This window comes from Georgenia sunbinii (assembly GCF_036421875.1).
Classification (GTDB): domain Bacteria; phylum Actinomycetota; class Actinomycetes; order Actinomycetales; family Actinomycetaceae; genus Georgenia_B; species Georgenia_B sunbinii.
Genome location: NZ_JAZGOL010000004.1, coordinates 255,446 through 273,392, shown reverse-complemented (window position 1 = coordinate 273,392; position 17,947 = coordinate 255,446). Strand labels below are relative to the sequence as shown.

General features: G+C 73.0%; 16 protein-coding genes. 13 read left to right on the top strand and 3 right to left on the bottom strand.

The genetic code is table 11. The annotated features are described in order from the left end of the window. The first annotated feature begins 56 nt into the window (after window positions 1–56). Window positions 57–2,270, top strand: a complete 2,214-nt coding sequence (locus tag V2J52_RS12360; protein ID WP_331228022.1) for a transglutaminase TgpA family protein — start codon at window positions 57–59, stop codon at window positions 2,268–2,270. Window positions 2,271–2,659: 389 nt separating this feature from the next. Beyond that, window positions 2,660–3,517 carry an endonuclease domain-containing protein gene (locus V2J52_RS12355; RefSeq protein WP_331228021.1) on the top strand — a complete coding sequence of 286 codons (858 nt, stop codon included), beginning with the start codon at window positions 2,660–2,662 and terminating at the stop codon, window positions 3,515–3,517. A gap of 13 nt (window positions 3,518–3,530) precedes the next feature. Here the strand turns inward: V2J52_RS12355 and V2J52_RS12350 are convergent, their stop codons facing one another. Then, window positions 3,531–5,306, bottom strand: a complete 1,776-nt coding sequence (locus tag V2J52_RS12350) for a protein kinase domain-containing protein (protein WP_331228020.1) — start codon at window positions 5,304–5,306, stop codon at window positions 3,531–3,533. 203 nt (window positions 5,307–5,509) lie between these two features. Here V2J52_RS12350 and V2J52_RS12345 point away from each other — a divergent pair, with 203 nt between their 5' ends. Further along, on the top strand, window positions 5,510–6,667 hold the full coding sequence (locus tag V2J52_RS12345; protein WP_331228019.1) for an MFS transporter: 1,158 nt from the start codon (window positions 5,510–5,512) through the stop codon (window positions 6,665–6,667). 291 nt (window positions 6,668–6,958) lie between these two features. Here V2J52_RS12345 and V2J52_RS12340 read toward each other — a convergent pair whose 3' ends face one another. Further along, window positions 6,959–7,690: an IclR family transcriptional regulator gene (locus V2J52_RS12340; RefSeq protein ID WP_331228018.1), complete on the bottom strand. Its 732-nt coding sequence runs from the start codon at window positions 7,688–7,690 to the stop codon at window positions 6,959–6,961. A 118-nt stretch (window positions 7,691–7,808) separates the two neighbouring features. On the opposite strand from V2J52_RS12340, the gene leuC reads away from it, so the two are divergent. The 7 genes from leuC to V2J52_RS12305 all read left to right on the top strand — a co-directional run bounded on the left by leuC (window position 7,809) and on the right by V2J52_RS12305 (window position 15,744). Then, window positions 7,809–9,230, top strand: a complete 1,422-nt coding sequence (leuC, locus tag V2J52_RS12335; RefSeq protein WP_331228017.1) for a 3-isopropylmalate dehydratase large subunit — start codon at window positions 7,809–7,811, stop codon at window positions 9,228–9,230. Between the two features lie 15 nt (window positions 9,231–9,245). Further along, the gene (gene leuD, locus V2J52_RS12330; protein WP_331228016.1) at window positions 9,246–9,926 is read left to right on the top strand and encodes a 3-isopropylmalate dehydratase small subunit; all 681 of its coding nucleotides are present in this window, start codon (window positions 9,246–9,248) and stop codon (window positions 9,924–9,926) included. Window positions 9,927–10,220: 294 nt separating this feature from the next. Next, window positions 10,221–11,540 (top strand): UDP-N-acetylglucosamine 1-carboxyvinyltransferase, encoded by a 1,320-nt coding sequence (gene murA, locus V2J52_RS12325; protein WP_331228015.1) that lies wholly within the window; start codon window positions 10,221–10,223, stop codon window positions 11,538–11,540. Window positions 11,541–11,737: 197 nt separating this feature from the next. Beyond that, window positions 11,738–12,730, top strand: coding sequence for an ABC transporter ATP-binding protein (locus V2J52_RS12320; protein WP_331228014.1), 993 nt, complete (start codon window positions 11,738–11,740; stop codon window positions 12,728–12,730). Window positions 12,731–12,795: 65 nt separating this feature from the next. Continuing rightward, window positions 12,796–13,635, top strand: coding sequence for an ABC transporter permease (locus V2J52_RS12315; RefSeq protein WP_331228013.1), 840 nt, complete (start codon window positions 12,796–12,798; stop codon window positions 13,633–13,635). Window positions 13,636–13,783: 148 nt separating this feature from the next. Beyond that, a complete protein-coding gene (locus V2J52_RS12310) occupies window positions 13,784–15,142 on the top strand; it encodes a sensor histidine kinase (protein WP_331228012.1) in 1,359 nt (452 codons plus the stop codon). Further along, window positions 15,139–15,744: a response regulator transcription factor gene (locus V2J52_RS12305; protein WP_331228011.1), complete on the top strand. Its 606-nt coding sequence runs from the start codon at window positions 15,139–15,141 to the stop codon at window positions 15,742–15,744. Before V2J52_RS12310 ends, V2J52_RS12305 begins: the two co-directional genes overlap by 4 nt. A gap of 21 nt (window positions 15,745–15,765) precedes the next feature. Here the strand turns inward: V2J52_RS12305 and V2J52_RS12300 are convergent, their stop codons facing one another. Continuing rightward, window positions 15,766–15,939 (bottom strand): hypothetical protein, encoded by a 174-nt coding sequence (locus V2J52_RS12300; protein ID WP_331228010.1) that lies wholly within the window; start codon window positions 15,937–15,939, stop codon window positions 15,766–15,768. Between V2J52_RS12300 and V2J52_RS12295 the strand changes: the two genes are divergently transcribed. Genes V2J52_RS12295 through V2J52_RS12285 form a run of 3 tightly spaced genes read left to right on the top strand, consistent with a single transcriptional unit; the run spans window position 15,919 to window position 17,918 of the window. Beyond that, window positions 15,919–16,125, top strand: coding sequence for a hypothetical protein (locus V2J52_RS12295; RefSeq protein WP_331228009.1), 207 nt, complete (start codon window positions 15,919–15,921; stop codon window positions 16,123–16,125). The genes V2J52_RS12300 and V2J52_RS12295 overlap by 21 nt on opposite strands. 10 nt (window positions 16,126–16,135) lie before the next feature. Further along, window positions 16,136–16,912 (top strand): lysophospholipid acyltransferase family protein, encoded by a 777-nt coding sequence (locus tag V2J52_RS12290; protein WP_331228008.1) that lies wholly within the window; start codon window positions 16,136–16,138, stop codon window positions 16,910–16,912. Next, a complete protein-coding gene (locus V2J52_RS12285; RefSeq protein WP_331228007.1) occupies window positions 16,905–17,918 on the top strand; it encodes an NAD(P)H-dependent glycerol-3-phosphate dehydrogenase in 1,014 nt (337 codons plus the stop codon). The genes V2J52_RS12290 and V2J52_RS12285 overlap by 8 nt, the downstream gene beginning before the upstream one ends. Window positions 17,919–17,947: the final 29 nt, after the last annotated feature.

Below are 17,947 nucleotides of genomic sequence, written 5' to 3'. Positions count from 1 at the left end.
CAAGGGGCGGCCCCGGGGCGGTCGCTGCGGCCGTCGCACCCGCGATGCGCCACCGGGTGGCCATCGTGCTGTGGAGCGCGTTCGTCCTCGCGCTGGCAGCCGTCCCGCTCGCAGGCGCCTACGACTCGTCGTGGGTCGTTCTTGTCCTCGCCGCCGCGGCCCTCGTGCCGTTCGGCCTCGTCTCGCTCGGTGCCCGGCTCGGCGTTGGTCGGTGGGCGGTCGCCGTCGCCGGGGTCGCGCTGGGCGTCGCCGGCCTCATGGTCATCCTGCGTCCGGTGGTCGACGCCCACCCGCTGCCCTCGTGGCGGGCCGGCGCGCCCGCACTCGACCCGCTCGCCCCGCTCATCGACGCCGTCCCGCGGCTACTGACCGCACCGCGCCCAGCCCCGCCGGCTCCCGACCTGCTCGCCCCGGCCGTGCTCCTGGTGTGGCTGGCCGCGCTGGCCGTCGCGCTTGTCGTGGTCCCGGCGCTCACCGCTCGTGCTGCGCCGCTGATCGGGGCCGCGGTGATCTATGTCGTCGGTGCCCTGCTGACCGCGGGTGAGGGGGACCGCTCCGGGGTGGTGGCGCTCGCTGTCGTCGTCGTCATCGTGGCCGGTTGGATCGCCCTGCCCGGCCGCTCGGCGCCGGCCGAGACGACCCACCGCCGAGCGCTCCTGCTGCCGACCGCCGGTGCGGTCGTCGCGGCCTCCTTCGCGCTGGTCGCGGCGTCGCTGCCGACCACCGGCTCGTTCGAGCCCCGCGTTCACGTGCCGCCACCGCAGCTGCCGGCCACCGCGTCGAACCCCGTCCCGGAGGTCTCCGCGTGGAACCTCGACGGTGATCGCCCGCTGTTCGTCGTCGCGCCGCGCAGCCAGCCGCTGCCGGAGCGGATGGCGCTGGCGACGTTGGCCGACTTCGACGGTGCGGCGTGGACGCTCGATGCCCGGCTGCGCGCGATCGGTGTCGTCGACGAGCCGCTGCTGCCCGCCGGGCAGCGCCGCGCCAGCACCGACCTCGTCATCCGCGTCGACCAGCTCAGCGGGGCATGGCTGCCGTCGTCGGGTGTCACAACCGCGAGCAGCGGCGCCGCACCCGTGGCCGACGTCGACGCCGGCTCCCTCGTGCTGCCCGACGGGGTTGCCGCGGGCCTGGCCGTGACGCTCACCGGCAGCCATGACGCGCCCACCGAGGCCGAAGTGGAGCGCGCCGGTGTACCGCCCGCGACGGAAGCGGCGCGTTTCCTCGAGCTGCCACGGGCCCCGCAAGAGCTGCGCGATGAGGCCGCCGAGATCACCGACGGCGCGACGAGCCGGCTCGAGCAGGCGCTCGCGATCGAGGACGCGGTGCGCGGCGGGCGCGTCAACGACCTCGCCGCGCAGTCCGGCTCGTCCTACGGCCGGCTGATGGAGTTCCTCTTCCTGCCCGAGGGCGAGGCCGGTCAGGTGGGCACCGCGGAGCAGTTCGCCGGGGCCTTCGCGGTGCTCGGGCGCAGCGTCGGGCTGCCGACCCGGCTCGTCGTCGGCTTCGACATCGAGGCGGCGGTCGAGGACGGCGCGACCGCGGCACTGGCGGACCCGGCTGCCGGCGCCGCACCCGCGGATGGTGGTGAGGGGACCGGTGTCGTCGTCCGAGGTCGGCACGCGACGATCTGGCCGGAGGTGTACTTCGCCAACGCCGGCTGGGTTGCGTTCCAGCCGACCCCGGACGAGTCGACGACCACGCCGCCGGCCGCCGCCGAGACGGAGGTCGAGCAGGAGACGGAGGAGTCCACCGCCCAGTCCACCTCCGAGCCGCGCGAGCAGACCGACGCGCCGCGCCCGGCGGACTCCTCGTGGACCGAGGAGCTGAGCTTCGGCACCGCAATCGTGGCAGTCGGTGGGATCCTGGCGACGCTCCTCGTGGTCCTCGTGCTGGGCGCACTCGCGGTGCGGCTGGTGCGGCGCCGGCGGTGGCGTGCGGCCGGTGCACGAGGGGCGTGGGCGCACGTGCTCGATGCATTCGTCCTGCATGGCCGCACGCCACGGCCGGGCGAGACCCCGCCGAGTCTCGTCGCCGAGCTCGAGCCGGAGGTGCGTGAGCCGGCACTCGCGCTCGCCGGCCGGGCCGAGGCGGAGGCCTTCGGGCCGCGGGCCGCGGTCGACCGCGAGGCCAGGGGCGGCCGGGAGTCGGCCGAGCACTGGCAGGAAGCGCAGCTCGTCGCACGATCGCTGCGTGCCCGGCTGCCGTGGTGGCGCCGTGCGTGGTGGTGGGTCTCGCTGCGGGTGCTGCGGACCGAGCGCCGGCGCTGACTACGCTGCCGTGATGCGCGCTGGACGGCTCCGCGGCCGGGCTGCACGAGCACCTGGGCTATGAGGAGTCTGATGCTCTGGTCCCCGGGCAGTGGCTCGAACGCGAGCCGGCGCCCGGCCGGACCGTTTGACGGGGCGGACCGAGGACCGTGGCACCGCTCGCAGCCGCTGGGGGAGGGTGTGCAGATTCAGACTTGAAGTCACAGGCCCTCCCGGCATCGGCACCGCAGATGCCGGGAGAACCTGCGCTTGTAGCCGCATCTGCGGCGTTGCCTTTGGACCCTCGCGGACTTCATGTCGGGATCCGCAGACCCGCGAGGCGTCGGGTCCGTCCACAGCGCCGCCTGACGTTCCGGCGGTGGAATTCGTTTCTCGGGCAGCGTCAGCCCATGGACGCACTGGAGCGACTCGCCAGCCTCGGCGGAGTGGCGCGACGGTCTGCGCTCGGCCGTTCGGCCGGTGTTGCGCGTGCCCTTGCCGATGCGTACGCGGCCGGTGCGCTGCGAGACCTTGGTGGTGGCTGGATCGCGGCGGTCGGCGCGGACGCCGCAGTTGTGGCCGCACGGCGGTTCGGTGCCACGATCACCTGCGCCACCGCAGCCCGCTTCCACGGTCTTGCGCTGCTCACCGAGCCCGACCAGGTCCACCTGGCCGTCCCGATCGACCGTGGGACGGGTTCCCGCCGCGGAGGTCTACGGGCGGTGGTGCACCGCGAGGGCCTGTGGACCGAGCCGGAGGAGACTAGCGTCCCGCTCGCGCCGGTCGCCGAGGTGCTCGCCCGGGCGCTGCGCTGCCTGCCACCGCGCGAGGCGGTGGTGATGATCGACTCGGCGCTGAACCAGCGGCTCATCGAGGTGGAGGAGATCGTGCGGTCCCTTGCCGGCCCAGGCAGCCCGCGGGCACGCCGGACGCTGGAACGGTGCGACGCCGGCAGCCGCTCGGTGAACGAGACGATCGCCCGGCTCGAGCTGATCGAGGCCGGGCTCCGGGTGGCTGCAGCCGTGGTCATCGAAGGGGTCGGCGAGGTGGACCTCGTCATCGAGGGCCGCGTGGTCGTCGAGTGCGACGGGTACGCCTACCACTCGGGGCGCCGGGAGTACCAGCGGGACCGCCAGCGCGACCGTGCCCTCGTGGCCCTGGGCTACCGCGTGCTGCGGTTCACCTCGACGGAGATCCTGCGCGCACCGCAGGACGTGGTCGTGGCGGTGCTGCAAGCGCTGGCGGCACCGGCCGTCCCGGCTGCGTGACCGCCGCCCCAGGTCAGGGGCGGGTGATGCAGACCGCGGGGCTGGCACCGGAGGTGAGCCGCCCCTCGTCCATCGCATAGCCGGCCACGGCGAAGCAGACCTCGCTCGCGTTCGGGTCGACCCCTTCGACCGTGTACTCCTCCGCTGTGCCCGCCACGTACCTGATGACCTCGTCCTCCCCGGGGTCGAGGACGAGGATGTGGTCGACGTCCGCCACCGGTGGTGCCCAGGTGAGCAGCACCGACGTGCCGTTGTCGAGGACCGCCGGGTTACGCGGCGCCAGGTCCGGGTCGCCGGTGCTCGCCTGGATGGGGCCGGTCATCGTCGGGACCGGATCGGTCATAGTCGGCACCTCGGCGGCGTCGATGGCCGTCGGCGTCGGGTCCGGCTCGTCGTCGTTGCCCAGGAGGGCGGAGAGCACCCCGAAGCCCGTCCCCACGACGAGGGCCCCGCCGATGAAGGCTGCGATCTTCGTCCACGGGTTGCCGCGGACCTCCGGCTCGTCGGCCGAGCCGGCCTCCTCCGGCCCGGTCGGCTGGGGCTCGGGCCGGGCGGAGGTGTGCTCGGCGTCCACGGGGCGGGTCTCGACGATGCTCGCCAGCGCGGACGGCGCAACAGGGCCGGCCGCGACGGAGCCGGTCCCGCGCGCGGGGCCGGCCTCCTGCGCCGGGTCTGCCGGCTGCTCCTGCCAGGCGTCGAACATCTCCGGGGGCGGTGGGCCGGTGACGTCGTCGGCCGGGTCGTCCGGCGTGCTCGCCGCCGCCGTGCCGGGTGCGGTAGATCCCGCAGACACCGCTGCTGCGGCTGCCGCCGGGCTTGCCACCGCCCGTGGCGATGCCGCCGTCGGTAGGGGCTCGGCGACGTCCGGGGCGCCACCGCTCGCCGGGGGCACACCACCGGAGGCCGGCGCCCACGACCGCTGCTCGGTCGGCACCGTGCGCAGCGCAGCGAGCACGTCGGTGGCGCTCCACGTGCGGTCCTCGCGCCGCGGGGTGAGGCAGGCGTCGACGACGCCCCGCAGCTGAGCGGGCAGGTCCTCGCGGAGCGGCCGGCGCTGGTTCATCCGCACCCGGCGCAGGTAGGCGAGCGCGGAGTCGTCGTCGGGGTCGTCACTGGCGAACGGCGCCCGGCCGTCGAGCAGCGTGAAGAGGCTGGAGCCGAGCGACCAGACGTCGTCGGCCTCGGTCGGCTCAGCGCCGTCGAGGACCTGAGGCGACGCGTGCCGGTAACTGAAGCGCTCGAGCGACGCGGTGTGGCCGGCGTCGGCCATCCGGGCGATGCCGAAGTCGCTGAGCACGTATGAGGTCGGCAGCAGCAGCACGTTCTGCGGCTTGACGTCACGGTGCAGGACGCCGTGCGCGTGGGCGAAGGCGAGCGCATCGGCCACTGCGGTGCCGGCGGCGACCACCTCGGACACCGGCAGCGGACCGTGGGCACGCAGCCGGTCGTGGAGCGAGCCGAGGTCGTGGAACTCCATCACCAGGCAGGGGCGGCCGTCGGCGGTGGTCGTGGTGTCGAGCACGCTGACGATGTGCGGGTGCTGCCGGCCGAGGCGGACGGTGATCTCCAGCTCGCGCGCGAACCGGGCCTTGGCCGTCGGGTCGGTGATGTCGACGACCTTGATCGCGACGTCACGGTCGAGGCGGGACTGGCGGGCGCGGTAGACGATGCTGTCGCCGCCGCGGGCGACCTCGGTGAGCTCGGAGTAGCCCTCGAGCGTCATCGCGCCGGTGGCCCTCGGGGCAGCAGCGGACGACGGCGCTGGTGCCCACTCGTCCTGCGTCGCCACCCGACCCCCGAAGTCTCGGCACCGTGCCAGCTGTCTGTCGGTGTAGACAATAGCGATCGGTGCGTCGCGGCGCGGTCGCGTCCAGCCGGCCAGGCGCCGGCCCCGAGCCTGGGAGACTGGCCCGGATCCCGACGAGGTGCCGGAGGAGGTGCGCGGATGCTTGCTGCCATCGGACGGGGCGCCAGGGCGGGCGCGGTCCACCGATGAGTGCGCGTTCACCGCGCCGCGATTTCGCGCTGCTGCTGCTGGCGACCGTCACCTGCCTGAGCAACTACGCAGCGCTGCTGTCGGTCGTCCCGCTGTGGGCGGCCTCGGCGGGGAGCACCGCGACCGGCGTCGGCGCGACGACGACGGCGATGATGGCGGCGACCGCGGCCACCCAGCTCGCCATGGGGCCGCTGCTCCGGCGCCTGTCGCTGCGGCGGATGCTCACCGGTGGTGCGCTCGTCATGACGCTCGCGACGCCGTTCTACCTGCTCTCGGCCGAGCTGGTGCCGGTGCTCGTGGTCTCTGCGGTCCGCGGCGTGGGGTTCGCGCTGCTGGTGGTGGCCGGCAGCGCGCTGGTTGCCGAGATCGTGCCGGCGCAGCGTCTGGCTCGCGGAGCGGCGGCCTACGGGCTGGCTGCTGGCCTGCCGCAGCTGGTGGCGCTGCCGCTCGGCGTGTGGGTGGCTCAGCGGTGGTCGTTCACACCGGTGTTCGTCGCCGCGACGGTGCTGGCACTGGTGGCCGTGCCGCTCGGCGCGGCACTGACCGCCGGTGGCGAGAAGGGCAGCGGTGGTGCCCGCCCGGATCCGGGCGGTGGTGGAGGGGGCGCGGCCGTCACGCTACGGCCGCTCGTCGCCCCGGCGCTGGTGTTCTTCACGTTGACGATGGGCTTCGGCGGCATCGTCACCTTCCTCCCGCTGGCGGTCCCCGACGCCGCCACCGCCCCGGCGGCGCTCTTCGTCGCGTCCCTCTGCATGCTCGTCGGCCGGATGGCGGCCGGGATGGCTGGCGACCGGCTCACCGCCGGCCGGCAGCTGCTGCCCGGAGCGCTCGTCGGTGCGGCCGGAATGGTCGGTATCGCGCTCGGGACGACGGCGGGAGGTGGGGCCTGGGTGGCCGTCGGTGCCGGGCTCTTCGGCCTGGGCCTGGGGATCGTGCAGAACGACTCGCTGGTGCTGATCCTCGGCCGCGCCGGCCCGGGACGGCACGGCACGGCGAGCGCGGTGTGGAACTTCGCGTACGACGGCGGCACCGGCGCAGGGGCGGTGCTGCTCGGTGCGGTCGTGGCCGGCGCCGACTACCCGTGGGCCTTCGCCGCCAGCGCACTGGTCATCGCCGTGGTGGCCCCGGCAGGCCGCATCCGCCGCCGGACGTAAGACCGCCCACCCGGCAGCCCATGCCCCACCCCATCCGTGACAGCTGGATTGTCCACGCTCAGGGGACACCGCCCCATCCGTGACAGCTGGATTGTCCACGCTCAGGCGACAGCCCATGCGGCAGCGACGTCACCTCCGCCATCGCGCACGCATCTGCCGCTCGTCGACAACCCTGCTGTCGGTGACAAGTCGGCTGTCGGCGATAAGTCTGCTGTGGGCGACAAGTCGGCTGTCGGTGACAATCCCGCTCTCGGCGAGAGGGAGAGGGAGAAGGAGTGGGGGAGGGCGGGGCTAGCCGTGGGCGGTGTCTTCGGTGCGGCGCAGGACCTCGGTGAGGCGGTTGGCGGCCGAGACCACGGCGCCGGCGTGCAGCCGGCCGGGCTGACGGCCCATCCGCTCCATCGGGCCGGACACCGAGACGGCGGCGAGCACCTTGCCGGACGGCCCGCGCACGGGTGCGGAGACCGACGCGACGCCAGGCTCGCGCTCACCGACCGACTGCGCCCAGCCGCGCCGGCGCACCCCGGAGAGCACGGTGGCGGTGAAGCTGGCGCCCTGCAGGCCGCGGTGGAGCCGGTCCGGCTCCTCCCACGCGAGCAGGATCTGGGCGGCCGAGCCGGCGAGCATCGTCAGCGTCGCACCGACCGGGATCGAGTCGCGCAGTCCCATCGGCCGCTCGGCCGCGGCGACGCAGATGCGCTGCTCGGCCTGGCGGCGGTAGAGCTGCACCGACTCCCCGGTGTGGTCGCGGACCGCGGTGAGCACCGGGCCGGCGGCGGCCAGCAGCCGGTCCTCGCCGGCGGCGGAGGCCAGCTCGCTCAGCCGGGGGCCGAGGATGAACCGGCCCTGGGTGTCGCGGGCGACGAAACGGTGAAATTCGAGGGCGACGGCGAGACGATGGGCGGTGGGCCTGGCGAGGTGGGTGGTGGCGACCAGCTGGGCAAGGGTCGCCGGGCCAGCCTCGAGAGCGCCGAGGACGGTGGCTGCCTTGTCTAGGACGCCGACTCCGCTAGAGTTGTCCATGGACCGATATTGACATCTCAACCAGTGAGATGCAAGTCTGCGGTACGACGCGAGTCGTGACTGCTGCGAACGAACTAAGGGAAGGGCGCGACACCCAGGCGCCCGGGAGGCGAACATCATGAGTGGCACGCTGGCAGAGAAGGTCTGGCACTCGCACGTGGTGCGTGAGGGGACCGACGGGGCCCCCGACCTGCTGTACATCGACCTGCACCTCGTCCACGAGGTCACCAGCCCGCAGGCCTTCGAGGGCCTTCGGCTGGCCGGCCGGCCGGTACGGCGCCCGGACCTGACGATCGCGACGGAGGACCACAACACCCCGACGCTGAACATCGACCTGCCGATCGCGGACCCCACGAGCCGCACCCAGATCCAGACGCTGCGCAACAACACCAAGGAGTTCGGCGTCCGGATCCACTCCCTCGGGGACGCCGACCAGGGCATCGTGCACGTCGTCGGGCCGCAGCTGGGCCTGACCATGCCCGGGCTGACGGTCGTCTGCGGCGACTCCCACACGAGCACCCACGGCGCGTTCGGCGCGCTCGCCTTCGGCATCGGCACCAGCGAGGTCGAGCACGTGCTCGCCACCCAGACGCTCCCGCTCGCCCCGTTCAAGACGATGGCGATCAACATCGAGGGCAAGCTTCGCGAGGGCACCACCGCCAAGGACATCATCCTCGCCGTCATCGCCAAGATCGGCACCGGCGGCGGCCAGGGCTACGTCCTGGAGTACCGCGGCGAGGCCATCCGCGCGCTGTCGATGGAAGCCCGCATGACGATCTGCAACATGTCGATCGAGGCGGGCGCCCGCGCCGGCATGATCGCCCCCGACGAGACCACCTTCGAGTACCTCAAGGGCCGCCCGCACGCGCCCGAAGGCGCCGACTGGGACGCCGCCGTCGAGAACTGGCGCACACTGCGCACCGACGACGACGCCGTCTTCGACGCCGAGGTCACCCTCGACGCCTCCACCCTCGAGCCCTTCGTCACCTGGGGCACCAACCCGGGCCAGGGCCTGCCGCTGTCGGCCGCCGTGCCGAACCCGGTCGACATCGCCGAGGCCGGTGAGCGGGTCGCCGCCGAGCGTGCGCTGGAGTACATGGGCCTCGAGGCCGGCACCCCGCTGCGCGACATCGCGGTGGACACCGTCTTCATCGGCTCCTGCACCAACGGCCGCATCGAGGACCTGCGCGCCGTCGTCGACGTCATCAAGGACCGCAAGAAGCACGACGACGTCCGCGTCCTCGTCGTCCCGGGCTCGGCCCGGGTGCGGCTGCAGGCGGAAGCCGAGGGCCTGGACCAGGTCTTCCTCGACTTCGGCGCCGAGTGGCGCAACGCTGGCTGCTCGATGTGCCTGGGGATGAACCCCGACCAGCTCAAGCCGGGGGAGCGCGCCGCGTCGACCTCCAACCGCAACTTCGAGGGCCGGCAGGGCAAGGGTGGACGCACCCACCTCGTCTCGCCGCTCGTCGCTGCCGCCACCGCCATCCGGGGGACGCTGTCCTCGCCGGCCGACCTCGAGCCCTCGCTCGTCGACGCCTGATCGGGAGAGAACACCATGGAGAAGATCACCCAGCACACCGGCGTCGGCGTCCCGCTGCGACGCAGCAACGTCGACACCGACCAGATCATCCCGGCCGTCTACCTCAAGCGGGTCACCCGCACCGGGTTCGAGGACGCGCTGTTCGCCGCCTGGCGCAGCGACCCGGACTTCATCCTCAACCAGGACGCCTACCGCAGCGGCTCGGTGCTCGTCGCCGGCCCGGACTTCGGCACCGGCTCCTCGCGTGAGCACGCCGTGTGGGCTCTGAAGGACTACGGCTTCCGCGCCGTCATCGCCTCCCGGTTCGCCGACATCTTCCGCGGCAACTCCGGCAAGCAGGGCCTGGTGGCCGCGATGGTCGACCAGCAGGACGTCGAGCAGATCTGGAAGGTCCTGGAGACCGCGCCGGGCACCGAGGTGACCGTCGACCTCGTCTCGCGCACCGTCACCTGCGGCGAGGTCACCGCGCCGTTCCAGATCGACGACTACACCCGCTGGCGGCTGCTCGAGGGGCTGGACGACATCGGCCTCACCCTCCAGCACGCCGACGAGATCACCGAGTTCGAGCAGACCCGCGAGGCTTGGCGCCCGACGACACTGCCGGCCAAGCACCTGCCCCCGGTGGAGATCGTCGCAGCCCGCCCGGTCGACGAGCCGACCGGCCTGCCGGCCCACCAGGACGCCCCGCTCAGCTGACACGCCTGCACCACACATCGCCCGGCCCGGCCTCACCGCCGCGCCGGGCGATGTTGTCTCTGCCTGCCGCCTGGACGATCCGGCAGCCTCCAGCACGGGGCGCTGTGGCCAACCCCACGTCGGCGTGCGCGCCGGCGCGGCGACCACCCGTGAACTGCGCCGTTGTCCGGGGCCGGGGCACGAATCTCCTCGCCGCCCTCACATCTCGCACACGCCCTTGCCGTGCGGTGGGGACACCACGGCCTATCCTGAACTGTCCGAGGCGCACCGGTCTCGGTTGTCGATGAGGTGGGTATGAGCGCAATCCTGCAGGTCCGTGGTGGTTCTCCGCTGAAGGGCGAGATCACCGTCCGCGGGGCGAAGAACTTCGTCTCCAAAGCGATGGTCGCCGCACTGCTCGGTGAGGGCCCGTCGGAGATCCGCAACGTCCCCCAGATCAAGGACGTCGAGGTCGTCTCCGGCCTGCTCCAGCTGCACGGCGTCGACGTGGACTACGACGCCGTCGCCGGTGTCCTCAAGCTGGATCCCAGCAACGTCGAGACCGCGCACGTCGCCGACATCGACGCCCACGCCGGCTCCAGCCGTATCCCGATCCTGTTGTGCGGGCCGCTGCTGCACCGCCTCGGCGAGGCGATCATCCCCGACCTCGGCGGCTGCCGGATCGGGGACCGCCCGATCGACTTCCACCTCGAGATCCTGCGCAACTTCGGTGCCGTCGTCGACAAGCGCCCGCAGGGCATCCACATCACCGCACCCAAGGGCCTCACCGGTGCCAAGGTGCGGCTGCCCTACCCGAGCGTCGGCGCCACCGAGCAGCTGCTGCTCACCGCGGTGCGAGCCAAGGGCAAGACCGAGCTGAGCAACGCTGCCACCGAGCCGGAGATCATGGCGCTCATCGCCCTCCTGCAGCGGATGGGCGCGATCATCTCGGTCGACACCGAGCGCGTCATCCGCATCGAGGGCGTCGACAAGCTGGGCGGCGCGACCTACACCGCGCTGAGCGACCGCATCGAGGCCGGCTCCTGGGCGTGCGCGGCGCTGGCCACCGGTGGCGACATCATGGTCCGCGGTGCCGAGCAGCAGGGCATGACGGCGTTCCTCAACACCTTCCGCAAGGTCGGCGGGGCCTTCGAGGTCAGCGACGAGGGCATCCGTTTCTGGCACCCCGGCGGTGACCTCAAGCCGATCGTCATCGAGACCGACGTCCACCCGGGCTTCATGACCGACTGGCAGCAGCCGTTGGTCGTCGCGCTGACCCAGGCCTCCGGGCTGTCGATCGTGCACGAGACGGTGTACGAGAACCGGTTCGGCTTCACCGAGGCGCTGCGGGGGATGGGCGCCACCATCCAGGTCTATCGCGAGTGCCTGGGCGGCTCGCCGTGCCGCTTCGGGCACCGCAACTTCAACCACTCCGCCGTCGTCTCCGGGCCGACGCCGCTGCGCGCCGCCGACATCGAGGTCCCCGACCTCCGTGGCGGCTTCTCCCACCTCATCGCGGCGCTCGCCGCCGAGGGCACCTCGCGGGTGAGCGGCATCGACATCATCTACCGCGGGTACGAGGACTTCATGGGCAAGCTGCGGGCCCTGGGCGCCGACGTCGAGCCGGTGTCCTGACCTCGTCCTTCTGCGCCGAGATCGGGTATCTCGGCGCAGAAGGACGTCTGTGGCCGTCTCCTGCGCCGAGACCGGGTATCTCGGCGGGGCGGGGTGGGGCGCCCATGACACGTGTCATGCCTAGACCGTGGAACGCACACCTGAGGCGGTGACACCGTGCACTGCCGGTGGCCTGGATCCGGGTGGATGGTGGCTACATGACCACCACCGACCTGTCCCGCACCGTCATCTCCGTCACTGACCTGCACCGGCGCTACGGCTCCGGCAAGGGCTCCTTCTCCGCCGTCAGCGGGGTGGACCTGTCCGTCCGCCGCGGCGAGCTGTTCGCCCTGCTCGGCACCAACGGCGCCGGCAAGACCTCGCTCCTCGAGGTCATCGAGGGCCTCGCCCCCGCCAGCTCGGGCCAGGCCCGGGTGTTCGGCAAGGACCCGTTCCGCGACCGCCACCACGTCCGGCCCCGCACCGGGATCATGCTCCAGGAGGCCGGCTTCCCGTCGGACCTCACCACCGTGGAGACCGCCCGGATGTGGCACGGCACCCTCGGCCGCCCGATGCACGTGGGCAACGCCCTCGAGGCCGTCGGCCTGGGCCACCGGGCCGACGTCCAGGTGAAGTCGCTGTCCGGCGGCGAGCGTCGCCGGCTCGACCTCGCGCTGGCGATCATGGGCCGCCCCGAAATCCTCTTCCTCGACGAGCCGACCACCGGCCTGGACCCGCAGTCGCGCCGCGACGCCTGGGAGCTGGTCCGCCAGCTGCTCGAGTCCGGCACCACCATCGTGCTCACCACCCACTACCTCGACGAGGCCGAGGAGCTGGCCGACCGGCTGGCCATCATGCACGCCGGCCGGATCGTGCGGGAGGGCACCGTGGCGCAGATCGTCGCCGACGAGCCGGCCCGGATCCAGTTCCGCACCACCGACGGCACCCTCAACGACCCGGCGGTCGTCGGCGGGCTGCCTGCCGTGGCGGACGTGTCGCGCGGCCGCACCGGGCTGCTCCAGCTCGAGTCGCGCGACCTGCAGGTCTCGCTGACCGCGCTCCTCGACCTTGCCCGCACCTCCGGCGTCGAGCTCACCAGCCTCGAGGCCAGCCACGCCTCCCTCGAGCGCGCGTTCCTCGCCATCGCCAACGACGACGGCGCCGCGGCTGCGGCCGCACCCGCTCCCGCCGCCGAGCTCGCGTCCGCGTGACAGCCGTCGAGCCCCACCTCCCTCACTCCGTGCCGGCCCACCCCGGCTCCCCGAAAGGACTCACCATGACCACCACGACCTCCCGTCCGGCCGTATCGACCGAGGCCGCCCCGGCCCGGGCCACGGCCGTCCGACGGCTCACCGCCCTCATCCGCGCCGAGGTGCTGCTCCTCGTGCGCAACCGGACCACGCTGTTCAACGCCATCGCCCTCGGGCCGCTCATCGTCGTCTTCCTCGGCTGGACCGCCGGCGACGCGATCGCCGGTGACGCGGCCGCCGACCTCGCGGGCACGATGCTCGGCATGCTGATCGCACTGGCACTGTCGATCGTCGTCTACTACAACCTCACGACGACGTTCGTCGCGCGCCGTGAGGAGCTCGTCCTCAAGCGACTGCTCACCGGCGACGTGTCGCGCGGTGAGATCATCGCCGCGTACGCCGCGCCCGCGGTGCTCATCACGGTGGCACAGCTCGTGCTCGCGGTCGTGGCGATGGCGATCTGGCTCGACCTGCCGCAGGTGCAGAACGTGCTGTGGCTCGCCGTCGCCCTCGTCGGTGGTGTCGTCGTCTTCACGCTGCTGGCGGTCGCGTCCTCCGGGCTCACCCGCACCGTGGAGACCGCGCAGCTGACCACGATGCCGATCCTCGTGGTCGCCACCGCGCTGTCCGGGATCGTGGTGCCGCTGCACATCCTGCCCGAGATCGTCGAGCAGGTTGCGCAGTGGACCCCGATGTACCCCGTCGTCGCGCTCATCCAGCACGGTCTGGGTAACCCGGCGCTGGACGGCACCATCGCGAGCGGCGCCTTTGCTGACGTCCAGCAGCCGCTCGCGGCGCTGGCGCTGTGGGTCGTGCTCGGCATCCTCGCGGCCCGCCGCTGGATGCGGTGGGAGCCGCGCCGCTGAAAAACTACCCGGGGCCGGTCTGGAGGGGACCGGCCCCGGGTTCTCGCCGTCGGCGAGCCGGTCGGCCGCGAGCCGGCCGGCTCGCCGCCGCGTCCCCTCCGCGTCGAGCCGTCAGCCCCGCGTTGCCGCACTCTGAGAGGATCGACCGATGACCGGCCTGCTCGCTGTGTGGAACCGACGCTCGGGACCCGAGCGCTTCGAGACCTACACCCGCTGGACCCTCTACATCCTGCTGGCCTTCATCCCGCTTGTCGCGGTGGCCCTCATGGTGGTCTCCTTCGACGAGCGGCCCGAGTCCGGCTGGCCGGTGATCTACCCGCTGCTCACCCTGGTGCAGGTCGCCGTCGCCATCGTCGTCATCGGTGACGGCATCACCAGCTTCCGCGAGCGCAAGCCGCAGCGGCGAGGCCTGGTCCTTCTGATGCTGATCGTGACCGCGGTGGTGGCGGCGGCTGCCGTCGTCACCATCCCGGTACCGTTCGAACCCGGCTGGCAGGGGCGTGGTGCCGCCGTCGCGTTGGTGCTCAGCACCGCGATGTTCGCCTTCACCCCGACCCTCACCAGCGGCCCCGTCATGCTCTGCGGGTTGGGGATCGCTGCTGTCGGCACCGCACTCTCCGTCGGCACGCTCGACCGCCCCATGCTGGTGACGAACTTCGTCATCGTCGGCATGGTGGTCGGCGCCATGGGGCTGAGCTTCCGGATCTCCATCTGGATGCTCGGCATCCTGTGGGAGCAGGAGCGTTCCCGCGGCCTGCAGGCGCGGCTCGCCGTCGCCGAGGAGCGCCTGCGGTTCTCCCGCGACCTGCACGACGTCGTCGGACGCACGCTCTCCGCGGTGACGCTCAAGAGCGAGCTCGCCGCGGAGCTGTCGCGGCGTGGCAAGGCCGAGGACGCGGCGGAGCAGATGCTCGAGGTCCGTGAGCTGGCCAGTGGCTCGTTGCGTGAGGTGCGCGCCGTCGTCGCCGGGTACCGGCAGGCCGACCTCGCCACCGAGCTCGCCGGTGCGCGCTCGATGCTGCGCTCGGCAGGCGTCGCGACCCGGGTCATCGGTGACGAGGGGGCGCTGCCGGCGCCGGTGCAGGCCGCGCTCGCGTGGGTGATCAGGGAGGGCGTGACGAACGTCGTGCGTCACGCGGATGCGACGCGCTGCACCATCGACCTGGCGGTGGGCAGCGACGCCGCCGGCGCGACGGTCGCGCGGCTGCGGCTGACCAACGACGGCGCGCCGACCCAGCAGCACCCGACCGGCGGCTCCGGCCTCGTCGGGCTCGCCGAGCGGCTCGCGCCCCTCGGTGGCACGATCACGACGACGCAGCGCCACGGCACCTTCACGCTCGAGGCGTCGGTGCCGGTCACGGCCCGCGCCGGGGGCGCGGCCGCGGGGGCTGGCATAGCCGCGGCGGCTGGCACGGTGGACGAGACGGCCGTCGGGGGAGAGGTGGCCGACGCGGCAGACGTCGGGCACGCCGACCTGCCGGCGGATGGCACGATGGACCGGCCATGATCCGCATCCTGCTCGCCGACGACGAGAATCTCATCCGCGACGCCCTCGCCGGCCTGCTCGGGCTCGAGGACGACATCGAGGTCATCGCGCAGGCGGCGTCCGGCACCGAGGCGGTGGCCGCCGGCCTCAAGCACCGGCCCGACGTCGCCGTGCTCGACCTCCAGATGCCGGGGCTCGACGGCATCAAGGTGGCCCAGCAGCTCGCGGTGGACGTGCCCGGCTGCCGGGCGATCATCGTCACCAGCCACGGCCGGCCCGGGTACCTCAAGCGGGCCCTCGAGGCCGGGGTGGCCGGCTTCCTCCCCAAGACCGTCTCCGGGCGGGTGCTGGCCGACGTCGTCCGCCAGGTCCACGGTGGCGGGCGCTACGTGGACCCCGAGCTCGCCGCGGAGGCGATCAGCGCCGGGGACTCCCCGCTGACGCCGCGGGAGTCCGACGTCCTCGAGCTCGCCGCCGACGGCACCCCGGTCGAAGAGATCGCCGTCCGCGCCCACCTGAGCCCGGGCACGGTGCGCAACTATCTCTCGGCCGCCGCGCTCAAGCTCGGTGCCGCCAACCGGCACGACGCCGTGCGCGTCGCCCGCCGGCACGGCTGGATCTGATCGCCGCGGCCGGCCGGCCGGTCACGCTGAGACGTGCTCGGCTGCCGGCTGGTCGGCAGGGGTCTTGCGCAGCAGGACGCCGGTGATCACGGCGGCGAGGACGAGGATGCCCGCGCCGACGCCGGCGGCGGTGGTGAACCCGACCGTGAACGCCTCGAAGGCCTGCGTGACGAGGTGGACGACGTCGACGAGCATCTCGGGGCGCTCGTCCTCGCGATCATCAACGGCATGATCCTGCAGTGGTTCATCACCCCTGAGACAACTCCTGCCGCGGCGCAGATCGCCGACGCCATCAGGCGGCTCGCGGGGATCGGCGTGGACAAGTCTGCTGTCGGTGACAAGTCTGCTGTCGGTGACGGGGCGGCCGGGATGAGCACGTAGGATTCAGCAGATGACCAGCCGGACCATGACACCTGTCTACCGCGTCGCGGCCAACGTCATTCTGCCGATCATGCGACTGGTTGCCCGGCGGGACTGGCAGGGCGCCGAGCACCTCCCGAAGACCGGTGGGTTCATCGCGGTGGGCAACCACGTGACGAACCTCGACGCCGTCGTCTTCGCGCACTTCCTCTACGACCACGGCGCGCCGCCGCTGTTCCTCGCCAAGCACTCGCTGTTCGAGGTCCCGGTGTTCGGCGCGGCGCTGCGCAGCTCGGGGCAGATCCCGGTCCACCGCAACAGTGCCGGCGCCTCCGCGGCGCTCGGCCCGGCTCGCAAGGTCCTCGACTCCGGCAACGTCCTCGGCATGTTCCCCGAGGGCACCTTCACCCGGGACCCGCAGATGTGGCCGATGACCGCCCGCACCGGCGCCGCCCGGCTGGCACTGGCGACCCAGGTGCCGATCATCCCGGTCGCGCAGTGGGGGGCCCAGGACATCCTCGGCCGGTACGCCAAGGTCCCGCACCTGCTGCCCCGCAAGACCTTGCACGTGCACGCCGGCCCGCCGGTCCACCTGACCGACCTCTACGACCGGCCCACCGACCCGGCGGCGCTGCGCGAAGCCACCGAGCGGATCATGCGCACGCTCACCGGTATGGTCGCCGACATCCGGGGCGAGCAGCCGCCCGCCCGTATGTACGACGTCCGTACCGACGGCGACCCGCGGGCGGCCCAGCTGGCCGCCAAGGCAGCCCGGCGGCGGGTACGCAAGAGTGAGGACCATGACTGACCAACCAGTGCCCGTCGCGGTGCTCGGCACCGGCAGCTGGGGCACCACCTTCGCCGCCGTCCTCGCCAATGCCGGCGCCCAGGTGCGGATGTGGGGCCGCTCGGCGCCCACCTGCGAGGCGATCACCGCCACCCACCGCAACGAGCGTTACCTGCCCGGCATCGACCTGCCGGCGAGCATCACCGCGTCGACCGACCTCGCGCAGGTGGTGCCGGGCGCGAAGGTCGTCGCGGTCGCGCTGCCGTCGCAGATCGTGCGCGGGGTGCTCGGCGACGTCGCCGGGCTGCTCGAGCCGGACGCCGTCGTCGTCTCGCTGATGAAGGGCATCGAGCTCGGCAGCGGGGAGCGGATGAGCGAGGTGCTCGCCGAGGCGCTGGGCATCGCGGCGGGCCGTGTCGCCGTGGTCTCGGGGCCCAACCTGGCACGGGAGATCGCGGTGCACCAGCCGACCGCCACGGTGGTCGCCGCCAGTGATCCCCGCACCGCCGACCTGGTGGCCCAGGTGTGCGCCAACGGCTACTTCCGCCCCTACACGAACGGTGACGTCGTCGGCGTGGAGCTCGGCGGCGCGGTGAAGAACGTCATCGCGCTCGCGGTGGGGATGGCGCAGGGCGCCGGCTTCGGTGACAACACCACGGCGACGATCATCACCCGCGGGCTCGCCGAGACCACCCGCCTCGGGGTGGCGCTCGGCGCGCAGCCGGAGACCTTCGCCGGGCTCGCCGGCATGGGCGACCTCGTGGCCACCTGCGCGTCTACGTTGTCGCGCAACAACACGCTGGGCCGTCACGTCGGGCGAGGCATGAGCCTGGCCGAGGCGACCGCAGCGACGGGCGGCACCGCGGAGGGCGTCAAGTCCTGCAGCGCGGTGCTCGAGGTGGCCGCCGCGCACGGCGTCGACATGCCCATCACCCAGGCGGTCGCGGCCGTCCTGCACGACGGGCTGCCGGTCAGCGCGATGACCGAGGCGCTGCTGTCGCGGCCCCGCAAGGCCGAGGGCGCCTGAGGGGCACCCGCGGCGCCTGAGGGGCACCC